Source organism: Mucilaginibacter boryungensis, assembly GCF_015221995.1.
GTDB lineage: Bacteria > Bacteroidota > Bacteroidia > Sphingobacteriales > Sphingobacteriaceae > Mucilaginibacter > Mucilaginibacter boryungensis.
In genome coordinates this window covers 449,714-475,497 of sequence record NZ_JADFFM010000001.1, presented here as the reverse complement: position 1 = coordinate 475,497, position 25,784 = coordinate 449,714, and the positions used below count along the sequence as shown (strand labels likewise).

The window sequence follows — 25,784 nt, the reverse complement described above, 5'->3', positions numbered from 1 at the left end:
ACACTACTAATATAAACAAAAAGGAGGCCCCGCAAAACGAAGCCTCCTTTTTATATTTCGTAAAGGATTATTATTGTTTAACGCGCTCAACATAAGCGCCGGTAGCGGTATCAACCTTTACCTTATCACCTTGGTTAATAAACAAGGGCACATTTATTTCGGCACCGGTTTCAACGGTAGCTTTTTTCATGGCACCACTTGATGTATCACCTTTAACGGCAGGCTCTGTATAGGTAATTTCCAGTTCGGCGCTGTTTGGTAGCGATGCCATTATTGGCTCTTCGCTCTCAAACGCAACAATCACATTCATCCCCTCTTTCAGGAATTTTATGCCGCTGCCGAACAAAAACTTGGGTACGCTGTGCTGTTCAAAAGTAGTGTTATCCATAATCACCAGAGTTTCGCCCTCATCGTACAGGTACTGGTAATCGTTGGTTTCCACGCGGGCAATATTCACCTCTTCGTCAACACGGAAGCGGTATTCAACCAGTTTACCTGTTTTAACGTTACGCATGCGCGCCTGGTAAAACGCACGCAGGTTACCCGGGGTACGGTGTATAAATTCTTCGACTTGCACTAACTCGCCGTTAAAGCGCAGTATGTTTCCATTTTTAATATCTGATGCTTTAGCCATATCTTTTTTCTGAGGCGCAAACTTATGTACTTATCCGCAAACAATCAAGCACTTAGTTTGATAATGTTACCTGGTTAACCCATTAAAACATGGTTTACATGGTTTACAAAATTCGGGGCTATTTTTATTCAACCATCTAATAATCAGATTATTAAATTTTATTTATGGTTTACATGTGTTAACCATAAATAAAAGGCCTTTAGGGTTATAGAAGTTGTAGACGACTTGACAACCCCGCCTTTATTTATAATCCGTTATCAGTAATTGGTGCTGGCAAAAGTTATACTCGTGCTCCTGGTTTGAGCAAATGATAAGCAGCCGGTTTTTTGCAAATTGCTGCACCAGGTTAAGGTACCATGCTACCCCCTGGCTGTCCAGATTTGAAGTTGGCTCGTCCAGCATCAGCAAAGCGGTATCGGCGCAAAAAGCCAGCGCAAGTTTTAAACGCTGTTTCATACCCGATGAGAAATACTTAATGAGTTTATGTTTAGAAGTGGGCAGCGCCAGCAGATCGATCACTTTATTGCAGTCCAATCCCGGCAGGTAAGCTTTAAACTTGAAATGAAAATCGATCATTTCAGCCAGCGTAAATTCCTCTATCAGTTCCAGGTAGGGTGCGGCTAAACTGATGTGGTTGAATACCTTTTCAACCTCCAATGGTTGATTGCTAAAGGTAAAATCGATGCTTCCCTCCGACGGGGTTAGACTGGCATTAAGGATTTGCAGCAAGGTAGATTTCCCCGAACCATTCGGCCCCAGGATAGCATAGCTTTCTCCCGATGTAAACACATAATCCACCCCGCGAAATATCCAGTCGCGGTTAAAGCGGCGGCCAATTCCTTTTAGAGATATGCTAATGTGTGAGTCCATGGTCGATGGCCCATAGCCCATGGACTTTCGTCGATAGCTTTTACTATGGACTATGGTCTATGGACTATCGACTTTTTAGCTGTTTCCAAACCCTTTCATGATACCGCGTTGCGAACCCTGTATAAAGTTCAGTATTTCGTCGCGTTCCTGGGTAGGGCGGAAATCGGCTTCAATGATATCCAGGGCTTTGGTTACGTTATAATTACGTACAAACAGGGTACGGTAAATATCCTGTATCTCATTTATCTTTTCTTCGCTAAAACCGCGGCGGCGTAAACCAACCGAGTTGATCCCAGCGTACGATAGCGGCTCGCGGGCGGCTTTTACATATGGCGGCACATCTTTACGTACCAGCGAACCACCCGTTACAAACGCGTGCGACCCCACTTTTACAAACTGATGTATAGCTACCATCCCCGCTAAAACAACATTATCGCCCACGGTAATATGCCCCGCAAGCGTGGTATTGTTACTAAAGATACAGTTATTGCCAACCAAACAATCGTGCGCAACGTGGCAGTAGGCCATAATAAGGCAGTTGCTGCCAATTTCGGTTTTAAACCTGTCGTTAGTTCCACGGTTAATGGTTACGCATTCGCGAATGGTAGTGTTATCGCCAATTACCACATGGGTATTTTCCCCTTTATATTTCAGGTCCTGCGGGATAGCTGATATTACTGCACCGGGAAATATACGGCAGTTTTTACCAATGCGCGCGCCATCCATAATGGTAACGTTTGAACCGATCCAGGTGCCTTCGCCAATTTCAACGTCCTTATGTATAGTTACAAAAGGGTCTATCACTACGTTTTCGGCTATGCGGGCCTGCGGGTGTATATAAGCCAGGGGTTGGATCATTCTTCGGTGGTTTTAGTATTTGTTTTTTTCACAATTTGTGCCATTAATTCGGCCTCAACAACAATGCGCGCCCCAACCATGCCAATACCCTTCATTTGAGCAATGCCTCTTCTGATAGGCGCGATCAGGTTACAATGGAATATAACGGTATCACCCGGCTGAACCTTATCTTTAAACCGCGCATTTTCTATTTTTAAGAATAATGTGATATAATTTTCAGGGTCGGGTACGGTATTTAATACCAAAATACCACCTGTTTGCGCCATAGCTTCTATCTGCAAAACACCGGGGAACAATGGTGAACCCGGAAAGTGACCCATAAACAGATCTTCGTTCATGGTTACATTTTTCAACCCCACCACGTGGCTTTTTGATAGCTCCAGTATCTTATCTATCATCAAAAACGGCTGCCTGTGCGGCAAAATGTTCATGATCTGTACGGTATCATAAACCGGGGTCATGTTAGGGTCGTAAACCTTTACATGTTTGCGGCTGCGTTCTTTTTTAATCAGCGCTTTAATTTTTTTAGCGAAAGCCACGTTAGCGGCATGGCCCGGTCTTGCTGCCATAATATGGCCGCGCAGCGGTACGCCCACCAGCGCCAGGTCGCCAATCATGTCCAGCAGCTTGTGCCGGGCCGGTTCATTTTGGTGGCGCAGCTCAATATTGTTTAAAATACCTTGCGGGGCAACGCTGATATCCTTACGGTTAAATAGTTTGGCCAGGTGGTTCAACTCTTCCTCGTCCACATCTTTATCAACCACTACAATAGCATTGTTCAAGTCACCACCTTTTATCAGGTCGTGCTTTAAAAGCATTTCCAATTCATGCAAAAAGCAAAAAGTGCGGCACGATGCGATCTCTTTTTTAAACTCGCTTATGGTTGATATACTGGCGTGCTGGCTGCCCAATACAGCCGAGTTATAATCAACCATACAAGTAAAGCGGTAATCATCCAGCGGCATGGCCACCATCTCTACCTTGCGATCTTCTTCCGAATAATGAATATTATAAGGGATATGGTAATACTCGCGATCCGCCTCCTGATCGGTAAAACCCAATTCAGCCAGGGCGTCAACAAACATAATAGAACTACCATCCATTATCGGTATTTCAGGCCCGTCAATATCTATCAGTACGTTATCAACCTCCAAACCTACCAGTGCGGCCAATACATGCTCAATCGTGCTAACGCTGGCGCCATTTTGCGATATGGTTGTTCCGCGTGAAGTATCGGTCACATTATCTACATCGGCATCTATTATGGGTGATCCCTCAACGTCAATCCTTCTAAATTTATAACCGTGATTTTCCGGCGCCGGATTAAAAGTCATAGTTACCTTTTCGCCGGTATGCAAGCCGGTACCCGATACCGATACCGGGCCTTTAATAGTTCTTTGTTTTACGTTCATGATATTAACACAGAAGTTATTATCCCTAAGCATGGGAATTTGACTACTTCTTAAATTCCTTAATTATTTTTTCTAATTCCTGTATTCTTTTTTCCAATTCGGGCAGGCGGTTGATCACCACTTGCGAACGCATATGGTCGCTGTAACCGGTAGCCGGCGACCCCATCCATTTTTTGCCTTCATCGATAATATTACGGCTAATGCCCGATTGTGCCTGCACCTGCGATCCGTTAGCAACATTAATATGCCCAACCACACCAACCTGTCCCCCCAATATCACCCGTTCGCCAATTTTGGTACTGCCTGATATGCCTGTTTGCGCGGCCACTACGGTATTAGCACCAATCTCTACATTATGGGCAATCTGTATCAAATTGTCCAGTTTAACACCTTTGCGAATGATGGTAGAGCCCATGGTAGCCCTGTCGACCGTAGTGTTCGAGCCTATTTCCACATCATCTTCAATCACCACATTGCCTATCTGGCTCACCTTTTGGTAGCTGCCATCAGGCTGCGGGGCAAAACCAAAACCATCGGCACCAATAATTGCCCCCGAGTGGATGGTAACGTTATTGCCCAATACACAATCAAAATAAATCGTTACACCCGGGAATAAGGTTACATTATTTCCCAGGGTTACATTATCGGCAATAAAACAATTAGGGTATATTTTGCAATTATCCCCCATGGTAACATTTGGGCCTATGTAGGCAAAAGCGCCTACATAAACATCCTCGCCTATTTTAGCCGACGGATGAATGAACGAAGGCTGCTCTATCCCGCTTTTGTTCAGTTTAATAGAATTGTATTTCTCCAGCAATACCGCGAATGAACTGTAGGCATTATCCACCCGTACCAGCGTGGCGGTAACAGGCTCGGTTAAAACCTGGTCTTTATTTACTATTACTACGGATGCCTGGGTAGTGTACAAAAAACTCTCGTACTTGGGGTTAGCCAAAAATGAAAGCGCACCTTCTGTAGCTTCTTCAATTTTTGCCAGCCGGTTAACCGTTGCCGAAGCATCACCTTCAATAGTTCCGTTCAGCAGAAAGCTTATATCGCGGGCAGTAAATTGCATCCGGCAAATTTAGTGGTTAATTGATAAAGGGGCAAATTACAAATAATATCCAAAAGCCACCTGTAAATCTCCTGTCAAAAACGGAGGCTTTTTTAGCACTCTCCCTTGGCGAGGGTTAGGTGAGGCTGTTACACAAGGTCCTTTGCATAACACGTAATATGTTTTTTCACCGTGCGGGTTAATGCGCCAAGGCTGCTATAATCGCTGGCTTCGGTAATATCTTTTATAGTTCCGTCTTTCATTAGTATACGGATATTGCCGTCGCCCACCTTATAGGCATTGTTTCGTATCGTATCTGTAAAAACAAAGTAATGCGCTTCATCTGCAGTGATATGATATTTGTTGACCGCGGCTTTTAGCAGATCATCTAAATGATGCTGTGACGATACCCGCGTGCTGATATCCACATGGTAAAGTTTGCGGTTAATAAGGTTATGACACAGGGTAGCCAATACAAAATCATCGCACCCGGCCCAAACCTTAATAGCCGACATGATATCTGAATCGTCAAGCGTGGAGAAGATATCTAAATGTTCTTCTTCTTTTTTAAAAGCCTCTTTGTTAATGGTATTTACTAAAAAATGGCTAAGCGCAGGTGTAGCAAATAATGGTATGCCTTTTAACGCCAGCTCCCGTGCACGTTTTAATATTTTGCCCAGCAATTGCTCGGCGGCGATTACTGTTTTATGCAAATAAACCTGCCAGTACATCAGCCGGCGCGAGATAAGGAAATTCTCGATAGAATAAATGCCTTTTTCTTCAACCACAATATGATCATCAACCACGTTCAGCATTTTAATAATACGTTCCGAACTAATCACCCCTTCGGAAACCCCGGTGAAAAAGCTATCCCGGTTCAGGTAGTCCATCCGGTCCATATCCAACTGACTGGATACCAATTGATGCAGGAATTTTTTATGATAGGTATCGTTGAAAATATCGATAGCCATTTGCAGTTTCCCGCCAAGGTCGCGGTTAATACGGTCCATCATAGCAGTGGAAATATCCTCGTGCGAGATACCCTGTACAATGCTTTGCTCCAGCGCGTGCGAGAAGGGGCCATGACCAATATCATGCAGTAAAATGGCTATGGTCACAGCTTCCTGTTCTTCGTCGGTCATATCCTGCCCCTTATTGCAAAGCGTTTCAATGGCAGTGCTCATCAGGTGCATGGCGCCTAAGGCATGGTGGAAACGGGTATGCAGCGCGCCGGGATATACCAGGTGCGTCATGCCCAGTTGTTTAATATAACGCAAACGCTGGAAATAGGGATGCTCGATCAGGTCGAACACCAACTCCGAGGGAATGCTGATAAACCCGTAAACCGGGTCGTTTATGATCTTCTTTTTATTCAACGGTGCAATATAGACTGCAAATGTGTCAAATTATGGTAAACAGTGTATGTTTAATTGTTAATTTTTGTTAATTCACTTTAAAAGCAGCTAACAAAAGCCGTGCTTTGGGGTTATACCTGAACCGCAATTTTTTGATTTATATATATGCAGGAAACTACAATTTTATGGGCCGACGACGAGATTGATCTTTTGAAACCCCACATACTTTTTTTGAATGAGAAGGGCTACAAGGTCACTACGGCCAACAATGGTCGCGACGCGCTTGATGCCTTTAAGGCCGGCTACTTCGACCTGGTTTTCCTGGATGAGAATATGCCCGGATTAACCGGACTGGAAACTTTGGCCGAGATAAAAAACATAAATGCCGATGTGCCGGTGGTGCTGATCACCAAGAACGAGGAAGAATACCTGATGGAAGATGCCATCGGCTCTAAAATAGATGATTACCTGATCAAACCCGTAAATCCGAAACAGGTATTGCTGACGGTAAAAAAACTGACCGATAAAAAGAACCTTGTAACCCAAAAAACTACCATGGCCTACCAGCAGGATTTCCGTACGCTGGGGATGACCCTGAACGATAACCTGAGCTATCAGGAATGGGTAGATGTTTATAAAAAACTTATCTATTGGGAATTGGAACTGGAAAGCCTGGAAGATGCGGGCATGCACGAAATACTGACTCTGCAAAAAGCCGAAGCCAACGTGCAGTTTTGTAAGTTTATTGAGCGTAATTATTTGGGTTGGGTAAAAGACAATAGTACTGGCCCCACATTATCGCATGAACTGTTTAAAAAGAAAGTATTCCCAAAACTTGATGGCAACGGGCCGCTGTTCTTTATTTTGATAGATAACCTTCGGTACGATCAGTTTAAGATCATCCACCCTATTATATCCGAATACTTCCGCTTAGAAGAAGAGGATACCTATTACAGTATTTTACCTACAGCAACACAATATGCCCGTAATTCTATTTTTGCCGGTTTAATGCCGCTTGATATGGAAAAACGGTTTCCGGGTATGTGGCAGAATGATGAGGATGAAGGGGGTAAAAACCTGTTCGAAAAAGATTTCCTTGCCGACCATATTAAACGTGTGGTGCGTAAGGATTGCAAATTCTCGTACCATAAAATTCTAAATATAGACGAGGGTCGCTCGTTAAATGAATCGGTAAGCAACCTGATGACCAACGAGCTGAACGTAGTGGTATATAACTTTGTGGATATGCTGAGCCATGCCCGCACAGATATGCAAATGATACGTGAACTGGCCAGCGACGATGCGGCTTACCGGTCGTTAACATTATCGTGGTTCGAGCATTCGCCTTTGTTTGATCTGTTGAAATTCCTGGCTTCTAAACAAGTGCGCGTGGTAATAAGTACCGACCATGGTACCATTAAGGTAAAAAACCCAAGCAAAATTATCGGCGACCGAAATACCAATACGAATCTGCGCTATAAACAGGGCAAAAACCTTAATTTTAATGCGAAAGATGTGTTCCACATTAAAAATCCGCACGATGCGATGTTGCCAAAACTACATGTAAGCAGCAGTTTTGTATTTGCCAAGGTTGATAATTATTTTGTTTATCCCAACAACTATAACCAGTTTGTTAATTTTTATAACGAGACTTTTCAACACGGCGGCATATCGTTAGAAGAGATGATCATCCCGGTAATTACTTACGGGCCTAAATAAGACCGTGATTTTAGGATTAACATGATTTTATAGCCCTACGAAGCTTAAAACTTCGTAGGGCTTCCTCATTCTGAGCGATAGCGAAGAATCCCCATAAAGCACGGCAACGATAAAAACGTGTACAACATTTATTCGTATTTTTGACTCAAATACGTTTGCGCCTGATATGAGCACTACATCTTTTACGTTTACGCTTGACCAAATAAACGACATCGCTGCCAAAGTTTTAGCGGCATCAACCCAAAAAATCTTCCTTTTTTACGGCGAGATGGGTGCCGGCAAAACCACGCTTATAAAAGCCTTGTGCCAGGAATTGGGCGTAACGGGCCAAACCAGCAGTCCTACTTTTTCTATTGTGAATGAGTATGCAGGCACGAAAGGCCGGATCTTTCATTTCGACTTTTATCGCTTAAAAAATCAAACCGAAGCGTTGGATATGGGATATGAAGAGTATTTCTATTCGGGCGATTACTGTTTTATCGAGTGGCCCGAAAAAATACCCGATCTGCGCCCGGCACATTATACCGAAGTCCACATAGTTGCAAAAGCAGATGGTGAACGAGAGATAACTTTAAATAATATTTAACGTAATAATAGCTATTTTTACATCTGTCAACATAAAGATATAAGAATGAGCTCAGGGAAATATAGCGGATTTTCTGACGTTGCCAAACAGGCAATGATGCAGCCCCAGGAATCAATGCTGGAGGTGAAGAACAAAAAAAACAAGCTATATATCGGCATACCTAAAGAGGTATCGTTCCAGGAGAACAGGATACCTTTAACCCCGTTGTCGGTAGCCTTGCTTGTCAATAACGGGCACGAGGTAATACTGGAAAGCAATGCCGGCAAAGCCGCCAACTTCACCGATAAAGACTATAGCGAACAGGGCGCCCGCATTGTATACGACCATAAATCGGTGTATGAAGCGTCAGATCTGATCATGAAGGTGGCCCCGCCCACCATGTCTGAGATTCAACTGATGAAGATGAACCAGATATTAATATCTACCCTTCAAATTTCTACTTTAAATGCCGACTGCCTGCAGGCAATGCTGAACAAAAAGATCACGGCTTTAAGTTACGAGCATTTGCAGGATGAAGGCGGATCGCTTACGGTAATAAGAGCGATGAGCGAGATCGTCGGTGCAACGTCCGTCCTGATAGCTGCTGAATACCTAAGTAATGTGTTTGAAGGAAAAGGCTTGATGCTGGGCGGTATTACCGGCGTACCACCTACCGAAATTGTAATATTAGGCGCAGGTACCGTTGGCGAATATGCCGCGCGTACAGCTATATCCTTGGGTGCCCAGGTAAAAGTTTTCGATCCATCCATATACAAGCTTCGCCGCTTGCAAAACAACATTGGCACCCGGGTATTCACATCTGTAGTACAACCAATTGTACTGGAGAAAGCCATTACTACCTGCGATGTGGCCATTGGGGCTATGCGGGCCGAGGATGGGCGCAGTCCATGTATCGTTACTGAGGAAACCGTTAGCCGGATGAAGCCAAATTCGGTGATCATTGATGTAAGTATCGACCAGGGCGGTTGCTTTGAAACATCAGAGGTAACTAACCATACCCATCCTGTATTTCGTAAATACGATGTGATCCATTATTGCGTACCTAATATTGCATCGCGTGTGGCGCGGACAGCAACCTATGCGCTTACCAACATTTTCACCCCGATACTATTAGATATTGGCGAACAGGGCGGCATTAAAAATGTAATATGGCGCACTGCAGGCGTTCGTAACGCGGTATACATTTACCAGGGCCAACTCACCAACAAGCACATTGGCGAACGTTTCAATATCCCATGCAAGGATTTAGACCTACTGGTGGTATCGCACCATTAACGTAATTATTTATGCAGCGTATCGCCTTAGCGTTTTGTTTTTTCTTGCTGTGCACACACTTTGCGGCCAATGCGCAACAGCAACCCCATGTACTAAGTGAGCGGCAATATATCACCCAAATTAAAACATCGCCCGATAAACGGTTGGTAGAGATCAGCAAAGCCATTCCTGGTATTAAGCTGGATATTAAGTATGCTACCAAGGATAACTTTATGCACCGGGCTATGTACAAACAGGCCAGGGCTTTTGCGCGCGCACCCGTAGTTGAGGGCTTAAAACAAGTGCAAGCCCAATTGAAACAACAGGGTTTGGGACTAAAAATATACGATGCCTATCGTCCTTATGCGGTAACTGTAGCTTTTTTTAAAATGACACCTGATACCAATTTTGTAGCTAACCCCAAGTTAGGATCAAAACATAATCGTGGTTGCGCTATCGACCTCAGCGTTATTAACCTGAAAACCGGGAAGGAATTGGCCATGCCTACTCCATTCGATAGCTTTAGCCGTAAAGCCGCGTCGGCTTATGCCGATCTGCCTGCCAATCAAATACAAAACCGCGAATTATTAAAGTCAATTATGCAATTGCATGGCTTTACTGCCCTAAAAACAGAATGGTGGCATTTTGATTTTAACGGCTGGCAGCAATATGAATTGCTGGACGTACCGTTTGAAAGCTTGTAATCTCGACTTTACCTGTTTGGCCAAAAAGGAAGCTATTTCTTAGCTGTTGAAATTTCAGTGTATAACTATGGCGCTAAAGCTTTCTATTTATCTTACGATAGCTGGATTTAACAATTAAATTTCCTAACTTGTATACCCCAACGTTTAATTAAACGTTAAAATAGATAGCCCGCCGGGAATTACAGCTAAACGTGCAGATATGAAACTGATCATTCATGGTGGTTTCTTCAGCGAATCGCTGACCAACCAGGAAATTAAGCAAGCTAAACAGGAAGTGTTAAAGGAAATTGTAACCATGGGTTATAAATACCTGCAAAAGCATACGGCTGCACAAACAGTAGTGTATACAGTTAGTTTACTGGAAGATTGCGATCTGTTTAATGCCGGTACAGGCTCGCAAATTCAAAGTGATGGGCGTATACGGATGAGCGCCGGATTAATGGATGGGAAAACGCATCGCTTTGCAGGTGTTATCAATATAGAAAATGTTAAAAATCCTATACTGATTGCCGAAAAATTGATCCATTTTGACGATAGGGTTTTGGGAGGCGATTGCGCCGAAGCCTTTGCCCGTAACTATGGATTTGAATATTATAATCCTGAAACCCCACAGCGCAGGCATGAGTACGAGAAAAAATTGAGCGACTCTATCCGCTTAGGAACAGTAGGCTGTGTAGCGCTGGATATTTATGGCGATTTAGCCGCAGCTACTTCTACAGGGGGAAAAGGCTTTGAAATACCCGGCCGGGTAAGCGATTCGGCCACCACGGCAGGTAACTTTGCCAATACCTGTGCCGGTATATCATGCACAGGCATTGGCGAGGATATTGTAAGCGGGGCAATGGCTTCAACCATAGCTACCCGTGTTACCGATGGTATGCCTTTAGCTATTGCCTGTCAAAAAACCATTAACGAGATAAAAGCCCATGATGGCTTTGCCGGATTGATAGCCATTAGCGAGAAGGGTGAAGTATATCATACCGATACCCATCCTTATATGGTATGGGCCTGCCATGATGGCGATGTGGATGTGTTTGAATAACTATTTACCTGCCAATTACACAAAGTATTGTAAATCATCACTATTTCATTTTATCTTTGCGTCCTGGTTAAATTAATTAAACCCAATACTGTTAAATGAGGATAGCCCTACTTATTCTTTTCTGTAGCATAAGTATCAGTGCATCGGCGCAATGGTGGAAGCTGAAGAAAGTTGAACCGCGCCCTGCCGAATTGGAAAATGCACAGTTGCAGCTACAAAAAAATTTCCTGCCGGTTACTGTTACCCCGCATCCGCGCATTCATACCCATACTTTATTGCCAGGCGATTATAGTTTAGAACTGGCCGAACAGGCGGCTATGAAAACCGCCCAGCATAATATGCGTTTCAGAATATATGATGTAGCCAGCTATAATTTCCGCGATCTGGCCCAGCTATATGTCCAACAAAACCGTTTTTCGGAAGCTAAATGGTATTTTCTGCAAAGCACATTTTTAGCCAGGCAACAAAACAACAATAAACTTACCATATCAAACTTAAGCAAACTGGCTATGGTAAAATGTGAGATTGGTGATTTTATACTGGCCCAACAGGATTTGCTGGAAGCGCGTGAAATTGCCGCCTCGCATGGCTGGCTGATAGAAATTATCGAAGTAGAAAAGAAACTTACCCAAATACAACGTAACCGCTTTGCATCGCTGCGCAGCGATATGCGTTACGCCGAACTGGCTGCTGAAAACTAATTGAATTTTATTGTGCTTTCTCTACCCGCAGCCCTACATCGCTAACCTCGTGTAAGGGGTTATCGCGCATGTTTTGTTCTATCTCAAAACGGTATACCCCTTTAGCTGGAAAGTGATATTTGCCTTCAAATGGGATTTGATAGCTATACAGGTTTCCTGATCCGCTGCCTAACCATTCGCCCTGCAAATTGGCCAGCTTAAGTTCGTAACGCACCACCGCCGGTTTTTGATTTGGGCCAGTGGTGTGTAGAAGCACAAACAGGTTGGAATATTTATAATCGCCGGTTACACGCAGATTGAAATACAGATTATAGGCTATTGATGGATCATCAATTTTAACATTGTAAGTAATATTATTTACGTATGCCCAGTTATGGTTAACAATTGGCGTATTCTGATCAAAAATCCCATTAGGGTCACTACAGCTGGTTACTGCCGTTATCCCCACTAAAGCAACCAGTCCTAACAATATTTTATGCGCCTGTTTCATTGCTACCGCCATTTGGGTTGTTACGGTTTTTATTACGGTTGGGGCGGTGCCTGCGTTTATTCTGGCCTGTCCTTTCCGGTGCATTCGGGTCGCGCGGTTGGTTTGTCTGGCCCCCTTCGCCTCGTGCCTGTTGCGGGTTTGCCGGCCTTGGCTGACCGCCTGGCTGTCCTCCTTGTCCCTGTGGCCGGGGCTGATTTGGCTGCTGTTGCGGGCGCTGTCCACCCCGCTCCTGCTGACGCGGTTGCTGGCCTTGCTGACCACCCTGTCCGCGATTTGGCTTTTTATTGCGATTGTTACGATTGCGGTTACGTTCATCTAACCGGGTAAGGCTATCCTGCCCAACCACGTTTTCGTAGTCGAATGCTTTGGCAACAGGTGCGGTTATTTCCACTGGTTCACCCAAATCCGGCGGGGTAATCCCCTCTCTGTTCAATCTTTGAATTTCCTTTGCACGGCTCGCTTTAATTGGCATCCAGGTTTCCTCGCCGGGTAAGCTAAACCACATTAATTGTTTAAAAATGTCGGTTTTTTGCAAACGGGCATCACCACGTTCCGTACGTAGGATGTTTACATTATCGGGGATGGTTTTCAGGGCATCCATATAGGTGTCCAGTTCGTAGTTAAGGCAGCATTTCAATTTGCCGCATTGCCCCGCTAATTTTAGTGTGTTTAATGATAAGTTTTGATAGCGCGCTGCCGAAGTAGATACCGTTTTAAAGTCGGTTAACCAGGTACTGCAGCATAATTCGCGGCCGCATGAACCGATACCACCTAAACGACTGGCTTCCTGGCGCATGCCTATCTGTCGCATCTCGATACGGATACGGAACTGCTCGGCCATTTTTTTGATCAGCTCGCGAAAATCAACCCGGCCTTCAGCAGTATAATAAAAGGTAGCTTTGGTTTTATCACCCTGGTAATCTACATCGCTCAGCTTCATGCTCAGGTTAAGTTCCAGCGCCAGGGTACGGGCCTTGTGCATAGTTTCCCATTCCAAATCCTTCGCCATTTTCCACTTGTTCACATCAGCTTCGGTAGCTTTGCGATATATTTTTTTAGCAACATCGGCTTCTTTAACATGGCGCTTGGTCATTTGCATGCGCACCAGTTCGCCGGTTAGCGATACGTGGCCTATATCATACCCCCCGGTAGTAGTTTCCACTGCTACCAGTTCGCCTGCCTCCAGGTATATATTATCCTGGTTAACGTAAAAATCCTTTCTTGAACCCTTGAATTTTATTTCAACGATTTGGAACGGCTTATAATTTGCCGGCATGTCCATATGCGACAGCCAGTCGTAAACATCCAGTTTGCTGCAACCATTGGTAAGGCACGCGCCATTACTTTTGCAGCCAGCAGGGGCGCATCCACCACCTGTTGAACAACTTCCACATCCCATAATTAGCTTGGTATATATTGAGCCCCTTGCGGGAACGTTTTAAAAAACAGTATCTTAATAATTTGTAAAGATACATCTAAAAACAATATTTTAGGATTAGCATTTCTCTCTACATGATAATGCGCTTTTTCAAGCTCGGCACTAATGGCTTCAGCCTGCGCCATATTCATTACACCTATCATTTTTTGTGCTGTTTCCAGTTCTGCGGCAGGCAAGTGCACCAGGTTACCGGCACCAGCTAGCAGCAGGCAGCATTCCCGGATAAAGCTAATGCCATACTTTAAAAAATTCTTTTGGTTCTCGCGGCCCAGCTTTGCCAGTTGGTCTGTAAAACTTACCACCTCGCTGCCTTTATTACCAAAGCACATGCGCAACCATTTAACAAACAGTTGATGATAATTGCTGCCTTCCTGGTTGATCATGCTTAGCGCTTCCGTCATGTTGCCATTGCTCAGGTAGGCAATCTCTTCGGCTGCATGCTGGGTCTGCCCCTGATGGTAGGTTAAATAGTCTTTAATATCGTTATATTCCAGCGACGGGATCTTTATCAGTTGCGTGCGCGAGAGGATGGTATTCAGTATTTGGTCCTGGTTTTGCGCCACTAATAAAAACAGGGTGTTGGGCTGGGGCTCTTCTATGATCTTCAGCAGCGAGTTCCCTTCTTTGTCCAGGTATTCGGGTAACCAAAGTATCAGTACTTTATAAATCGATTCGAATGGCTTCAGGCTCAGCTTTTTGATGATCTGATGGCATTCGGCGATATTAATATTAGCTTGTTTATTTTCGGCATCCAGGTACCCGCGCCAGGTATCAAGGCTTACATATGGATTGGCCAGCAACGCTTCACGCCATTGTTCAATAAATGTAAGCGCGGTATCATCTTTGTGCTTAGCAAAGAACGGGTACGAGAAATGCAGATCGGGGTGGGCCAGTTTTTGATATTTACGGCACGATGCACATGCCCCGCAGGAATCGTCAGGCTGGCGGTCTTCGCACGATACATACTGCGCATAGGCCACTGCCAGCGGTAAATTACCCGAGCCCTCCGGCCCTAAAAATAATTGTGCATGACTTACCCGGTTCTCCGTTACCGAAGCAATGAGCCTTTGCTTTACCGCTGCCTGTCCAACTATTTCTTTAAACTGCATTGGTGCAAGATAGTAATTGGTGTGGAAATTTGAGTTGTTAGATTTAAGATTTGAGACAAGTGTGTTTACATTGATACTATCCATGACAGAATAATTACCTTTGTATGATGCTTCTATCTCAAATCTCAAATTTCATATCTCTCAATTGATGGCAAGGTTAATGGCCTTCGATTACGGCACCAAACGCATCGGCATAGCCGTAACAGATCCGCTGCAAATTATTGCCACCGGACTGGATACCATACACCCTAACGATATTATAGCGTATTTGAAAAAATACATGCAAACCGAGCAGATTGAACGCTTTATAGTGGGCGAACCAAAACAAATGGATAACACGCCCTCGCAATCGGCACAGCATGTAAAGGGATTTGTTAATTTGCTGAAGAAGCAGTTCCCGGATATCCACATCTCCATGCTGGATGAACGTTTCACATCAAAAATGGCTTCGGCAGCCATCCTGGCCAGCGGACGCAATAAAAAAGATCGGCAGGATAAAGGTTTGGTAGATACCGTATCGGCCACCATACTGCTGCAATCCTATATGCAGGGAATGTCTTTTTGATTATACTATTTGTTTGAAAAAGGTTATATTTAAATCAATATAACCCCCACCCCAAATGAAACCTGTAATTACCGCAATTATCATCGGCGTTGCCGCAATTGTGTCTTTCGCTATTATTGCCCATGCCTATAAGTATCGTTCAACAACTATGGAAACCATTGTTGTGACCGGGCTTGCTGAAAAAGATTTCAATAGCGATTTGATTGTATGGAACGGATCATATTCGCGCAAATCCATGGACTTAAAAACTGCTTATGCCGAGTTAAAAACCGATGAAAATTCCATTCGGAATTACCTGCTTAAAAAAGGGGTATCTGTTAATGAAATGGTTTTTTCTGCAGTGGTAATTACTAAATCGTTTGCTCCCCGGTTAGATGGAAATGGTAGAAATATTGGACAAGAGTTTGATGGTTACAACTTAACGCAAACCGTTAGTGTAGAATCATCAAATATAGATAAGGTGGACCATATTTCGCGCGAAGCAACTGAACTCATTCAAAGCGGTATCGAATTCAATTCGTCAGCACCTTTGTTTTACAATACCAAGCTAAAGCAGGTAAAGATGGAACTGTTAGGCCAGGCCAGCGCCGATGCTAAAACACGCGCGGAAACAATTGCTAAAAATGCCGGCAGTTCATTAGGTAAATTAAAGAAAGCAACTATGGGCGTTTTTCAGATCACAGGGAAAAACAGCAATGAGGATTATAGCTATGGTGGCGCATTCAATACATCAAACCGTTTTAAAACAGGTTCTATAACTATTAAGATGGAATTTGAGGCTAACTAAGCAATAAATCTGCCGATTTAGTAACGGATATCTTGTGCAAGATATCCGTTAGGATGCCTAATAATATGTGCTACTCGGCCATATTATGATATACCGCCTGCACGTCATCGTCTTCTTCAAGCCTGTCAATTAGCTTCATAATATCAACTGCCTGCTCTTCCGTAACTTCATGGAATGATTGTGGCACACGTTCAAGTTTAGCCGATTTGGTTTCGATACCGATCTCTTCCAAGGCTTTTTGCATTTTACCAAAATCTTCAAAAGCGGTGTGGATAACGGCTATATCGTTTCCTGCTTCATCGGCCTCCACAAACAGGTCTTCTAAACCAGCGTCTATTAATTCAAACTCCAGTTCTTCCAGGTCGCGGTCACCAGGGTCAAAAGTAAACACGGCTTTGCGGGTAAAAATAAAATCGAGCGAGCCGGTTTTACCCAGCGCACCGCCATATTTAGTAAAGTAACTACGTACGTTGGCTACAGTGCGGTTGGTGTTATCAGTAGCGGTTTCAACCAATACAGCCACGCCATGCGGCGCATAGCCTTCATATACCAGTTCTTCGTAATCTTTCTCATCGCGGTTGGTGGCGCGTTTTATGGCGGCCTCCACACGGTCTTTAGGCATGTTAACTGCCTTGGCGTTCTGCACCGCAGTACGCAGGCGCGAGTTAGTATTTACATCGCCGCCACCGGCTTTTACGGCCATTACAATTTCTTTACCCAAACGGGTAAACTGCACCGCCATTTTGGCCCAGCGCTTAAATTTTCTCTCTTTACGGAATTCGAATGCTCTTCCCATGTTTCTTAGTTCATAGTTGATGGTCCATAGTTAATGGCACCATCAACCGCAAAAATATAATAATTGTTTATATTCGGCTTTAAGCTTTGGTCTTTTCGCTTTCAGCTTATAGTATTTTCTTCAGGTTCGCCAGCATATCATCCACCATTTTGGGCAGATCATATTCAATTTTCCAGCCCCAATCTATCGTGGCCTGGCTGTCATCTATCGATTTAGGCCAGCTATCGGCAATAGCCTGGCGCGGGTCGCTATCGGCGTAGCTTATCTCAAAGTTTGGTATGCGATCCTTTATCAGGGCTGCCAGTTCCTTTGGTGTAAAGCTAATCCCTGCCAGGTTATAGCTACTGCGAATACTCAATTTTTCAGCAGGGGCGTCCATTAAGGTTAATGTAGCACGGATGGCATCATCCATATACATCATTGGTAAGGCGGTATCAGCCGAAAGGAAACTCTCATACTTGCCATGCTTCAATGCTTCATGAAAAATATGTACCGCGTAATCGGTAGTGCCGCCGCCCGGATTTGCCCGCCAGCCAATCAGGCCGGGATACCGTAAGCTGCGCACATCAAGCCCATATTTGGTATTATAATATTCACACCAGCGCTCGCCGGCTAATTTGCTGAAACCATAAACCGTGTTTGGATCCATCACGCAATACTGCGGGGTGTTATACTGTGGCGAATGCGGGCCAAAAACGGCAATACTGCTTGGCCAAAAAACTTTGGCTACATTAAACTCTACAGCTAAATCAAGCACATGTATAAGGCCGGTCATGTTCAGATCCCAGGCCATCTTCGGTTTTTGCTCGCCTACTGCCGATAATATGGCGGCTAACAAATAAACCTGTGTAGGCTGATGCTTATGGAATATGTGGTGCAGGTTATCTTTATCCAGCACATTTACAAATTCAAAAGGCCCGCTGTTGCGGATAGCATAAGCCGGGTTATTAATGTCCGAGGCGATAACCTGCCCCGCGCCATGAACAGCCCTGAGGGCGGTAACCAATTCGGTACCAATTTGCCCGTTAGCACCTATTACCAATATTTTTTCGCTCATGCAGTTTTACCTGGTTATATGGGACAAAGGTAAAAATTAGTCTGGAAGTCGGAAAGGCGGGAAGTCCCGAAGTCCGGAAGAAATCTGTTAGTCATTAAAATGATATAGGAACACCACTTCGCCAGTGTAGGCCGGTTTTTTCTCGCCTTCAATTTCCATGATTACCCCTATGGTAGCTTTGGTAATACCCCTAAGGTTTACTATGGCATTAAGCTTGGCTATCAGCCGCACCTTACTGTTAACCACAACCGCTTGTGCAAACCTGATATTTTCTATACTATAGTTTATCTGCATTTTTAAGTTACGCACATCAGCTATCTGGTTCCAAAAGTAAGGGAGCAGCGAGACGGTTAAATAGCCATGGGCAATTGTGGCCTTAAACGGGCTTTCGGTAGCGGCGCGTTCAGGGTCGGTGTGTATCCACTGGTGATCTATAGTAGCCTCGGCAAATTGACTGATCTGCTGCTGGGTAATAATATGCCAGGGCGATGTGCCCAATACCTGGCCAAGGTGCGCCTCAAACTCGGCATAGTTGTTTATGGTGATCATATATAATAGATATAAGAAAAAGTTTAGCAATTGGTTTTGCAAAATAAGGATTTGGTTGGGGATTGTAAAATGAGAGTATTTTGGGGATTTCACAGATTTGGGGATGACTTCACCGATAACTCGCATTTGTATTTAATAGATGGTTTACTCTCCTCCTTAGAGATTGCTTCGTTCCTCGCAATGACGTTGGTGAGAATATCAAAAACACTTTAATTTAACTTCCTCACCCCTTTTAACAACACAACAATCCGCACCCGCAACAATTTTAACTTTTTCCCATTCACCCACTTGTAAATTAAACAAATAGGCGTATCTTTGCAGTCCCGAAAAAGCGGGGTATTATTAAAGTTCAATTAATTTAATTTAAAGCAAGTGAATACGTTAAGTTACAAAACTGTCTCAGCCAACAAAAAAACCGTTAACAAACAATGGGTTGTTGTTGACGCACAAGGCGAGATTTTGGGGCGCTTGTCTTCTAAGATCGCGATGATGATCCGTGGAAAACACAAGCCAGAGTTCACCCCGAACGTAGACTGCGGCGATAACGTTATTGTTATCAATGCAGACAAGGTAAAACTGACCGGAAACAAATTCAGCGAAAAGCAGTATGTTTCTTACACTGGTTACCCAGGTGGTCAGCGTTTCATTTCTCCTAAGGAGTTAATGGCAAAACATCCAACACGCATAATTGAAAAAGCGGTACGTGGTATGTTACCTAAAAATCGTTTGGGCCGTGCATTGTATGGTAATCTGCATGTTTATGCAGGCGCAGAGCACCCGCATGCAGCACAAAACCCAAAAGCCATTTAATTTTTAATTTAAAAAGAGAAAGAAATGCCAACAACTAACACTTCAGGCAGAAGAAAAACAGCCGTTGCCCGCATTTACCTTACTGCAGGTAGCGGTGCCATTACCGTAAACGGTAAAGATTACAAAGATTACTTCCCTACATTGCCTTTGCAATACATTGTAACACAATCAACCGAGGTTTCTGGTTCAACCGGACAGTTTGATGTGAAAGCAAATGTTGCAGGTGGCGGCGTAAAGGGACAGGCAGAAGCCGTTCGTTTAGCTATTGCTAAAGCTATTGTTGAACTGGATGCTGAAAAGAAACCAGCGCTGCGTGCTAAAGGTATCATGACCCGCGATGACCGTATGGTTGAGCGTAAAAAACCAGGACGCAAGAAAGCACGTAAGAGATTCCAATTCAGTAAACGTTAATATTTTAGGAGGACAACAACAATGGCAAGAACAACATATCAGGATTTACTGGATGCAGGTGTACACTTTGGCCACCTTACCCGCAAATGGGATCCAAAAATGTCTCAGTACATTTTTATGGAGCGTAACGGTATCCACATTATCGATTTAAATAAAACCTTAGTAAAGGTTGAAGAAGCTGCTACAGCTATAAAACAAATTGTAAAATCAGGCCGTAAGGTATTATTCGTAGCTACCAAAAAACAAGCTAAGGATATTGTTGCCGATTATGCAAAAACCGTAAATATGCCTTTCGTAACCGAACGTTGGTTAGGTGGTATGTTAACTAACTTTGCAACCGTACGCAAGTCTATCAAAAAGATGTCTAACATTGATAAGCTGACTAAAGACGGTACTTATGGCAACCTTTCTAAAAAAGAAAGACTGATGATCCAGCGTGAGCGTATCAAATTAGAAACCCTGTTAGGTGGTATCTCTGATCTGAACCGTTTACCTGCTGCATTATTCCTGATCGACGTTAAGAAAGAGCACATTGCTGTATCTGAAGCTTTGAAATTGAATATCCCAACCTTTGCAATGGTGGATACCAATTCAGACCCATCAAACATCGATTTCCCTATCCCTGCAAATGATGACGCTACTAAATCAATTTCATTGGTTACCGGTATCATTATCCAGGCTATACAGGAAGGCTTAGACGAACGCAAACGCGAAAAAGAAGACGAAGCTGAAAAAGAAGCAGTAGCTGCTAAAGCTAAAGCTGATGCTCCGGAAGCTGCTGCATCTGCACCGGCCGAAGGTGGTAAAAGGAAACGCGTAGCTGCTGAAGCTGAAGCCGCTGCCCCTGCTGCCGACGCAACTGAAGCTACAGAAGAATAATTTTATAGTCGCAAGTCTTGAGTCGTAAGTCTTAAGTGACTTAGGACTTTAGACTTGCGACTTTTAACTTAATATAAAAAAATAAAAGAATGTCCACAGTACAAATTTCTGCATCGGATGTAAATAAACTGCGCCAGCAAACTGGAGCAGGCATGATGGATTGCAAAAAAGCTTTAACTGAAGCCAATGGTGATTTTGAAGCTGCAGTTGATTATTTAAGGAAAAAAGGCGCTAAAGTTGCTGCGAGCCGTCAGGACCGCGAAAGCAACGAAGGTGTTGTTATAGCACGCACCAGTGCCGATGGCAAACGTGGTGTTGTAATTGAATTGAATTGCGAAACCGACTTCGTAGCTAAAAATGCAGATTTTGTTGCATTTGCTAATACAATTGCTGATGCAGCCGTTAACGCAAACCCTGCTAACTTAGAGGCTTTGAACCAATTGCCGCTTAATGGCGTTACCATTGCTGAAGCATGTGTTGAGCAAACCGGTAAAATTGGCGAGAAAATTGGCGTATCTAAATACGAAGTTATTGAAGGTGAAAAAGTTGTTGCTTATATTCACGGTAACTACCGTTTAGGTGTATTAGTAGCTTTAACTGCTGCCCCTGCAGGCGCTGATGAGGCTGGTAAAGATGTGGCGATGCAAATTGCTGCAATGAACCCAATTGCTGTTGATAAAGACGGTGTTGATGCCACTACTATTAACCGCGAGTTAGAGATTGCTAAAGAGCAAATTCGCGCTGAAGGCAAACCAGAAGAAATGGTTGAGAAAATTGCCGCAGGTAAACTTAACAAGTTCTACAAAGATTCGACCCTGTTAAACCAGGAGTTTGTGAAAGATTCTTCAAAAACAGTTGCCCAGTTTTTAAGCACTGTTGATAAAGGCCTTACCGTTACCGCCTTTAAGCGAGTAGCTTTAGGAGCTTAATATTAAAATCCCTCCCGATGTATCGGGAGGGATTTTTTTTGACCTTTTGTTTCCTCGCGTCATTGCGAGGAGCGGAGCGACGTGGCAATCCCCAATATGCAATGCCGCTCTGCTTATCGGGGATTGCCACGCTACGCTCGCAATGACGATGTGATAAATCATAATATGATAACAGCCTTATATAACGCGCAAATTATCAGCAACGGAGAGATCCTCTCCGGTAAAACTGTTTTAGTTGAAAACGGTAAAATAAAGGCAGTTACTAATGCAGATGCCATCCCGGCAGACGCTAACAAGATTAACCTGAATAGCGCATACCTTGCCCCCGGTTTCATCGATCTCCAAATTTACGGTACAGGCGCATACTTCTTCGGGGGACAACCATCAGCTGCAAACCTTAAAGGGATGGAGGAAGGCTTACTGGCACAGGGCTGTACTGGCTTTATGGCAACCATTGCCACCAATACCAACGATATTGTGGAAGCCGGCATCGCGGCTGCAAAGGAATATCGCCCGCAGGCAAAAGGCAACTTTTTAGGTTTGCATTTGGAAGGCCCTTATCTTAACCCCAAACGCCGCGGCGCACACCCTGCCGAACTGATAAAGAAAGCTACCCTATCTGAAGTGAAACATTGGGTTGATATGGCCGGTGGTGAAATAAAAATAATTACCCTGGCGCCTGAACTACAAGATGCTGAAGTATTGGCTTATTTGGATGGACAGGGCATTGTTTTATCCTCGGGCCATAGTGATGCCACTTACACCGAAGCTAAAAGCTTTATTCATAAACCGGTAAGTGCTATCACGCATTTATATAATGCTATGCCGCCCATGCATCATCGCGAGCCCGGCATTATACCGGCTATATTCGAGGACAGGCCTTATACCAGCGTAGTTGCCGATGGTATCCACGTAAATTTTACCATGATTAAACTGGCTAAGCGCGAATTGGGTGATAAGCTATTCCTTATTACCGATGCGGTGGCAGAAGCCAGTGAAGGCACTTATCAGCATCATTTCACCGGCGATAGGTTTGTAATGCCCGATGGGACGTTATCCGGATCGTGCCTTACCATGCTGAAAGCTGTGCAAAATATAATTCAGAAAGCCAACATTTCCCTGCCCGAAGCTGTTAATATGGCAACCTTGTACCCGGCGCAATTAGCTAAATTAGCTGATAAAGGAAAAATTGAAGTCGGTTTTGTTGCCGACCTGACCATATTTAACAGCGATTTTGACCTGCAAGGCGTAATGCTTGGGGGCGAATTAACAATGTCTACATAAAATTTTAACAATAATTATATTTCTATATTTTTGATAAACTCCGGCCTAATGAAATACAAAAGGATCCTACTAAAATTAAGCGGCGAATCGCTAATGGGCGAAAGGCAATATGGTATTGATAATAACCAGGTTTTGCAATACGCACACGATATTAAAAGCGTTCACGAAAAAGGGGTTGAAATTGCGGTTGTTGTAGGCGGAGGCAATATCTTCCGTGGATTGAGCGCCGAAAAATCGGGCATGGAGCGTGCGCAGGCTGATTATATGGGCATGCTGGCCACCGTAATTAACTGCATGGCGCTGCAAAACGCGCTGGAATCTATCGGTGTGGAAACGCGTTTACAGTCGGCCATTAAAATGGAGCAGATCTGCGAGCCTTATATCCGTCGCCGTGCTATGCACCATTTAGAGATGCGTAAGATCGTTATCTTCGGTGCAGGTACAGGTAACCCTTACTTTACTACCGATACAGCAGCATCACTACGTGCTATTGAAATAAAAGCCGATGTAGTACTAAAAGGGACCCGTGTGGATGGTATTTATACCGCCGACCCGGAGAAAGACCCGACAGCTACCCGCTATGACGAGATCACCTTCCACGAAGTATTTACCAAAGGTCTTAACGTAATGGACATGACCGCCATTACCCTTTGTCAGGAAAATAAACTACCTATCATTGTATTTGATATGAACAAGGAAGGAAACTTTATGAAAATTGCCAACGGCGAACCAATCGGGACGTTAGTGAAATAAAGATTAGATATTGAAGGTTAAAGATTAGTTTAATCTGTATAAACAGAGAAGGAGATGCAATGCATCTCCTTCTCTGTTTATAACCACTCCGTCATGTTGAGCGATAGCGAAACATCCCAGGTTTGCATGCCACTTTAACAAATTGGGGATTCTTCGCTGTTGCTCAGAATGACGGAAGATAGGCTTATTCTTGTTTCAAACACTCCTTTATCCTATTCTCCACCATCAAAGCTAATTCGTTAGCCGATTTTTCGCCGGGTTCAATAGGCGCTAATACTTCCCAACGCATAGGAATAAAAGTATTTAACGGGTATTGCCCATATCTGATCACCTTCCACGAGTTACTGATAGCAACAGGGACGATTAACGCATCGGGGCATTTTTTTAACAATGCGCCAACCCCGCCCCCCTGAAACATTTTCACGTGTCCATCTTTACTCCGGGTTCCTTCAGGGAATATCACTGCCGACCAGTTGTTCTCTTTCATGCGTGTACCCAGCTTAACTAATTCACTTATTGACTGGCGGTTATCTTTACGGTCGATATTGGCGCCGCCGCCATGCCTTAAATTATAGGATACTGATGGAATGCCTTTAGCCAGTTCTATTTTTGAGATAAACTTAGCGTGATATTTGCGCAGGTACCATATTAATGGTGGTATATCATAAGTGCTTTGGTGGTTAGCCATAAATATAATTGACCGGCCTATAGGCAGCTTTTGCTTGTTCACAAAAGTGACTGTATTACCCAGCCAATAATAGCTGGCCATTAAAAACCAATTCAGTATATCAACCGATCTTTTATGTGCTTTATAACCAAACAGGTTAAAACAAAGCCATTGTATAGGGTGAAATATTAAAAGCGCAAGCCCGAAACTAATGTAATGTAGTGGTGAAAGAATGTAACCTAAAAATTTCCTCATACAGGTGCAAAGATATTGATTTAGGAATTGAAGTAAAATAACGCGTTCAAGCGAATGGATGCTATATTTTCCCTTCCAAGATCATTAATTGTACCTTCATAATGGCAGCAACCGACATCGCATCAGTGATTTGTCCATTGCAAACCATTTCATAAGCCTGCTTAAATGGTATTTTCTTCACCTGTAGTTGCTCGGTTTCTTCAGGTTCAGCTTCAAATTGTTGCAAGTTGCGGGCCAGGTATAGTATGCTTAACTCGTCGGTTACCGAGTTTGATAAATGCAGTCGTTGTATCTCTATCCAGTTTTCGGCTTTTAAACCGGTTTCCTCCAATAACTCCCGTTTGGCCGAGTCAAGCGGGTCAATGCCCAGGATACCGCCACCTTCTGGTATTTCCCAGCTATATTGGTTAAGGGGAAAGCGGTATTGGCCTACTAAATAAGTATGCATATCCTCATCCAGTACCACAATGCCAATGGCCAGGTTTTTAAAATGAACTTTACCATAGATACCCGGTTTATCCGATGGGTTGATTACCTGATATTCGGTCAGGTTTATCCAGGGGTTATCATAAACTTCTTTTTCAGATACGATCTTCCAGGGATTTTCGTGCGTGTGTTGCATGGTGTGAAAATAGCTAATCAAAGCTAATTTTGCCCTAAATAATGCTTTTACGAAAAAAAATAATAATAACTAATAATGAATAACAACGCGCTTATTCCATCATTCAACTGTCATTATACCAACGCCTTATCGAAAGGCGGCCCTTGTCTTTGATTTTCCAAATTTTAACGCTACCTTTGCGCCCGATTTGG

28 protein-coding genes are annotated in these 25,784 nt (G+C 43.8%); 14 read left to right on the top strand and 14 right to left on the bottom strand.

Translation table 11 applies throughout. The annotated features are described in order from the left end of the window. Nucleotides 1-70: 70 nt before the first annotated feature. The 6 genes from efp to IRJ18_RS02075 all read right to left on the bottom strand — a co-directional run bounded on the left by efp (nt 71) and on the right by IRJ18_RS02075 (nt 6,207). The gene (gene efp, locus IRJ18_RS02100; RefSeq protein WP_194104545.1) at nt 71-634 is read right to left on the bottom strand and encodes an elongation factor P; all 564 of its coding nucleotides are present in this window, start codon (nt 632-634) and stop codon (nt 71-73) included. 240 nt (nt 635-874) lie between these two features. After that, nucleotides 875-1,492 carry an ABC transporter ATP-binding protein gene (locus tag IRJ18_RS02095; protein WP_194106616.1) on the bottom strand — a complete coding sequence of 206 codons (618 nt, stop codon included), beginning with the start codon at nt 1,490-1,492 and terminating at the stop codon, nt 875-877. An 87-nt stretch (nt 1,493-1,579) separates the two neighbouring features. Then, nucleotides 1,580-2,362, bottom strand: a complete 783-nt coding sequence (gene lpxA / locus IRJ18_RS02090; protein WP_194104544.1) for an acyl-ACP--UDP-N-acetylglucosamine O-acyltransferase — start codon at nt 2,360-2,362, stop codon at nt 1,580-1,582. Next, the gene (locus IRJ18_RS02085; protein WP_194104543.1) at nt 2,359-3,774 is read right to left on the bottom strand and encodes a bifunctional UDP-3-O-[3-hydroxymyristoyl] N-acetylglucosamine deacetylase/3-hydroxyacyl-ACP dehydratase; all 1,416 of its coding nucleotides are present in this window, start codon (nt 3,772-3,774) and stop codon (nt 2,359-2,361) included. The genes lpxA and IRJ18_RS02085 overlap by 4 nt, the downstream gene beginning before the upstream one ends. A gap of 43 nt (nt 3,775-3,817) precedes the next feature. Further along, on the bottom strand, nt 3,818-4,852 hold the full coding sequence (lpxD, locus tag IRJ18_RS02080) for a UDP-3-O-(3-hydroxymyristoyl)glucosamine N-acyltransferase (protein WP_194104542.1): 1,035 nt from the start codon (nt 4,850-4,852) through the stop codon (nt 3,818-3,820). A gap of 128 nt (nt 4,853-4,980) precedes the next feature. Next, nucleotides 4,981-6,207: an HD domain-containing protein gene (locus IRJ18_RS02075; RefSeq protein WP_194104541.1), complete on the bottom strand. Its 1,227-nt coding sequence runs from the start codon at nt 6,205-6,207 to the stop codon at nt 4,981-4,983. Nucleotides 6,208-6,351: 144 nt separating this feature from the next. Here IRJ18_RS02075 and porX point away from each other — a divergent pair, with 144 nt between their 5' ends. From porX to IRJ18_RS02045, 6 genes are all read left to right on the top strand, one after another. Continuing rightward, complete coding sequence (porX, locus tag IRJ18_RS02070; RefSeq protein WP_194104540.1) at nt 6,352-7,905, top strand: T9SS response regulator signal transducer PorX; 1,554 nt, start codon at nt 6,352-6,354, stop codon at nt 7,903-7,905. A 166-nt stretch (nt 7,906-8,071) separates the two neighbouring features. Beyond that, complete coding sequence (tsaE, locus tag IRJ18_RS02065) at nt 8,072-8,491, top strand: tRNA (adenosine(37)-N6)-threonylcarbamoyltransferase complex ATPase subunit type 1 TsaE (RefSeq protein WP_194104539.1); 420 nt, start codon at nt 8,072-8,074, stop codon at nt 8,489-8,491. 45 nt (nt 8,492-8,536) lie between these two features. Continuing rightward, nucleotides 8,537-9,766 (top strand): alanine dehydrogenase, encoded by a 1,230-nt coding sequence (locus IRJ18_RS02060; protein WP_194104538.1) that lies wholly within the window; start codon nt 8,537-8,539, stop codon nt 9,764-9,766. 11 nt (nt 9,767-9,777) lie between these two features. Beyond that, nucleotides 9,778-10,449: a M15 family metallopeptidase gene (locus IRJ18_RS02055; protein WP_194104537.1), complete on the top strand. Its 672-nt coding sequence runs from the start codon at nt 9,778-9,780 to the stop codon at nt 10,447-10,449. Between the two features lie 199 nt (nt 10,450-10,648). Continuing rightward, nucleotides 10,649-11,491 carry an isoaspartyl peptidase/L-asparaginase gene (locus tag IRJ18_RS02050; protein ID WP_194104536.1) on the top strand — a complete coding sequence of 281 codons (843 nt, stop codon included), beginning with the start codon at nt 10,649-10,651 and terminating at the stop codon, nt 11,489-11,491. Nucleotides 11,492-11,586: 95 nt separating this feature from the next. Then, complete coding sequence (locus tag IRJ18_RS02045; RefSeq protein WP_194104535.1) at nt 11,587-12,192, top strand: hypothetical protein; 606 nt, start codon at nt 11,587-11,589, stop codon at nt 12,190-12,192. A 7-nt stretch (nt 12,193-12,199) separates the two neighbouring features. Here the strand turns inward: IRJ18_RS02045 and IRJ18_RS02040 are convergent, their stop codons facing one another. From IRJ18_RS02040 to IRJ18_RS02030, 3 genes are read right to left on the bottom strand one after another with little or no spacing between them, the layout of a single operon-like run. Then, on the bottom strand, nt 12,200-12,694 hold the full coding sequence (locus tag IRJ18_RS02040; protein WP_228072494.1) for a gliding motility lipoprotein GldH: 495 nt from the start codon (nt 12,692-12,694) through the stop codon (nt 12,200-12,202). After that, on the bottom strand, nt 12,666-14,081 hold the full coding sequence (locus IRJ18_RS02035) for a PSP1 domain-containing protein (protein ID WP_194104534.1): 1,416 nt from the start codon (nt 14,079-14,081) through the stop codon (nt 12,666-12,668). Before IRJ18_RS02035 ends, IRJ18_RS02040 begins: the two co-directional genes overlap by 29 nt. A 2-nt stretch (nt 14,082-14,083) precedes the next feature. Further along, complete coding sequence (locus tag IRJ18_RS02030; RefSeq protein WP_194104533.1) at nt 14,084-15,229, bottom strand: DNA polymerase III subunit; 1,146 nt, start codon at nt 15,227-15,229, stop codon at nt 14,084-14,086. A 148-nt stretch (nt 15,230-15,377) separates the two neighbouring features. Between IRJ18_RS02030 and ruvX the strand changes: the two genes are divergently transcribed. Both ruvX and IRJ18_RS02020 read left to right on the top strand, forming a co-directional pair. Beyond that, a complete protein-coding gene (gene ruvX / locus IRJ18_RS02025) occupies nt 15,378-15,794 on the top strand; it encodes a Holliday junction resolvase RuvX (RefSeq protein WP_194104532.1) in 417 nt (138 codons plus the stop codon). A 55-nt stretch (nt 15,795-15,849) separates the two neighbouring features. Beyond that, entirely contained in the window at nt 15,850-16,581 is a 732-nt protein-coding gene (locus IRJ18_RS02020) for an SIMPL domain-containing protein (protein ID WP_194104531.1), read from the top strand. 70 nt (nt 16,582-16,651) lie between these two features. Here the strand turns inward: IRJ18_RS02020 and IRJ18_RS02015 are convergent, their stop codons facing one another. From IRJ18_RS02015 to IRJ18_RS02005, 3 genes are all read right to left on the bottom strand, one after another. Continuing rightward, the gene (locus IRJ18_RS02015) at nt 16,652-17,377 is read right to left on the bottom strand and encodes a YebC/PmpR family DNA-binding transcriptional regulator (RefSeq protein WP_194104530.1); all 726 of its coding nucleotides are present in this window, start codon (nt 17,375-17,377) and stop codon (nt 16,652-16,654) included. Between the two features lie 106 nt (nt 17,378-17,483). Beyond that, nucleotides 17,484-18,434 (bottom strand): NAD-dependent epimerase/dehydratase family protein, encoded by a 951-nt coding sequence (locus IRJ18_RS02010; protein ID WP_194104529.1) that lies wholly within the window; start codon nt 18,432-18,434, stop codon nt 17,484-17,486. Nucleotides 18,435-18,521: 87 nt separating this feature from the next. Further along, a complete protein-coding gene (locus IRJ18_RS02005) occupies nt 18,522-18,983 on the bottom strand; it encodes a MaoC family dehydratase (RefSeq protein ID WP_194104528.1) in 462 nt (153 codons plus the stop codon). A gap of 372 nt (nt 18,984-19,355) precedes the next feature. On the opposite strand from IRJ18_RS02005, the gene rplM reads away from it, so the two are divergent. The 6 genes from rplM to pyrH all read left to right on the top strand — a co-directional run bounded on the left by rplM (nt 19,356) and on the right by pyrH (nt 24,049). Beyond that, nucleotides 19,356-19,793 (top strand): 50S ribosomal protein L13, encoded by a 438-nt coding sequence (rplM, locus tag IRJ18_RS02000; protein WP_194104527.1) that lies wholly within the window; start codon nt 19,356-19,358, stop codon nt 19,791-19,793. A 24-nt stretch (nt 19,794-19,817) separates the two neighbouring features. Further along, nucleotides 19,818-20,204 (top strand): 30S ribosomal protein S9, encoded by a 387-nt coding sequence (gene rpsI, locus IRJ18_RS01995; protein WP_194104526.1) that lies wholly within the window; start codon nt 19,818-19,820, stop codon nt 20,202-20,204. 21 nt (nt 20,205-20,225) lie between these two features. After that, complete coding sequence (gene rpsB, locus IRJ18_RS01990) at nt 20,226-21,083, top strand: 30S ribosomal protein S2 (RefSeq protein ID WP_194104525.1); 858 nt, start codon at nt 20,226-20,228, stop codon at nt 21,081-21,083. Nucleotides 21,084-21,172: 89 nt separating this feature from the next. Next, the gene (gene tsf, locus IRJ18_RS01985; protein ID WP_194104524.1) at nt 21,173-22,012 is read left to right on the top strand and encodes a translation elongation factor Ts; all 840 of its coding nucleotides are present in this window, start codon (nt 21,173-21,175) and stop codon (nt 22,010-22,012) included. Between the two features lie 165 nt (nt 22,013-22,177). Next, the gene (gene nagA / locus IRJ18_RS01980; protein WP_194104523.1) at nt 22,178-23,296 is read left to right on the top strand and encodes an N-acetylglucosamine-6-phosphate deacetylase; all 1,119 of its coding nucleotides are present in this window, start codon (nt 22,178-22,180) and stop codon (nt 23,294-23,296) included. A 48-nt stretch (nt 23,297-23,344) separates the two neighbouring features. Beyond that, nucleotides 23,345-24,049 (top strand): UMP kinase, encoded by a 705-nt coding sequence (gene pyrH, locus IRJ18_RS01975; protein WP_194104522.1) that lies wholly within the window; start codon nt 23,345-23,347, stop codon nt 24,047-24,049. A gap of 184 nt (nt 24,050-24,233) precedes the next feature. On the opposite strand, the gene IRJ18_RS01970 is transcribed toward pyrH, so the two are convergent. Both IRJ18_RS01970 and IRJ18_RS01965 read right to left on the bottom strand, forming a co-directional pair. Continuing rightward, nucleotides 24,234-24,971 carry a lysophospholipid acyltransferase family protein gene (locus IRJ18_RS01970; protein WP_194104521.1) on the bottom strand — a complete coding sequence of 246 codons (738 nt, stop codon included), beginning with the start codon at nt 24,969-24,971 and terminating at the stop codon, nt 24,234-24,236. Between the two features lie 61 nt (nt 24,972-25,032). Further along, a complete protein-coding gene (locus IRJ18_RS01965) occupies nt 25,033-25,593 on the bottom strand; it encodes an NUDIX domain-containing protein (RefSeq protein WP_194104520.1) in 561 nt (186 codons plus the stop codon). Nucleotides 25,594-25,784 lie beyond the last annotated feature (191 nt).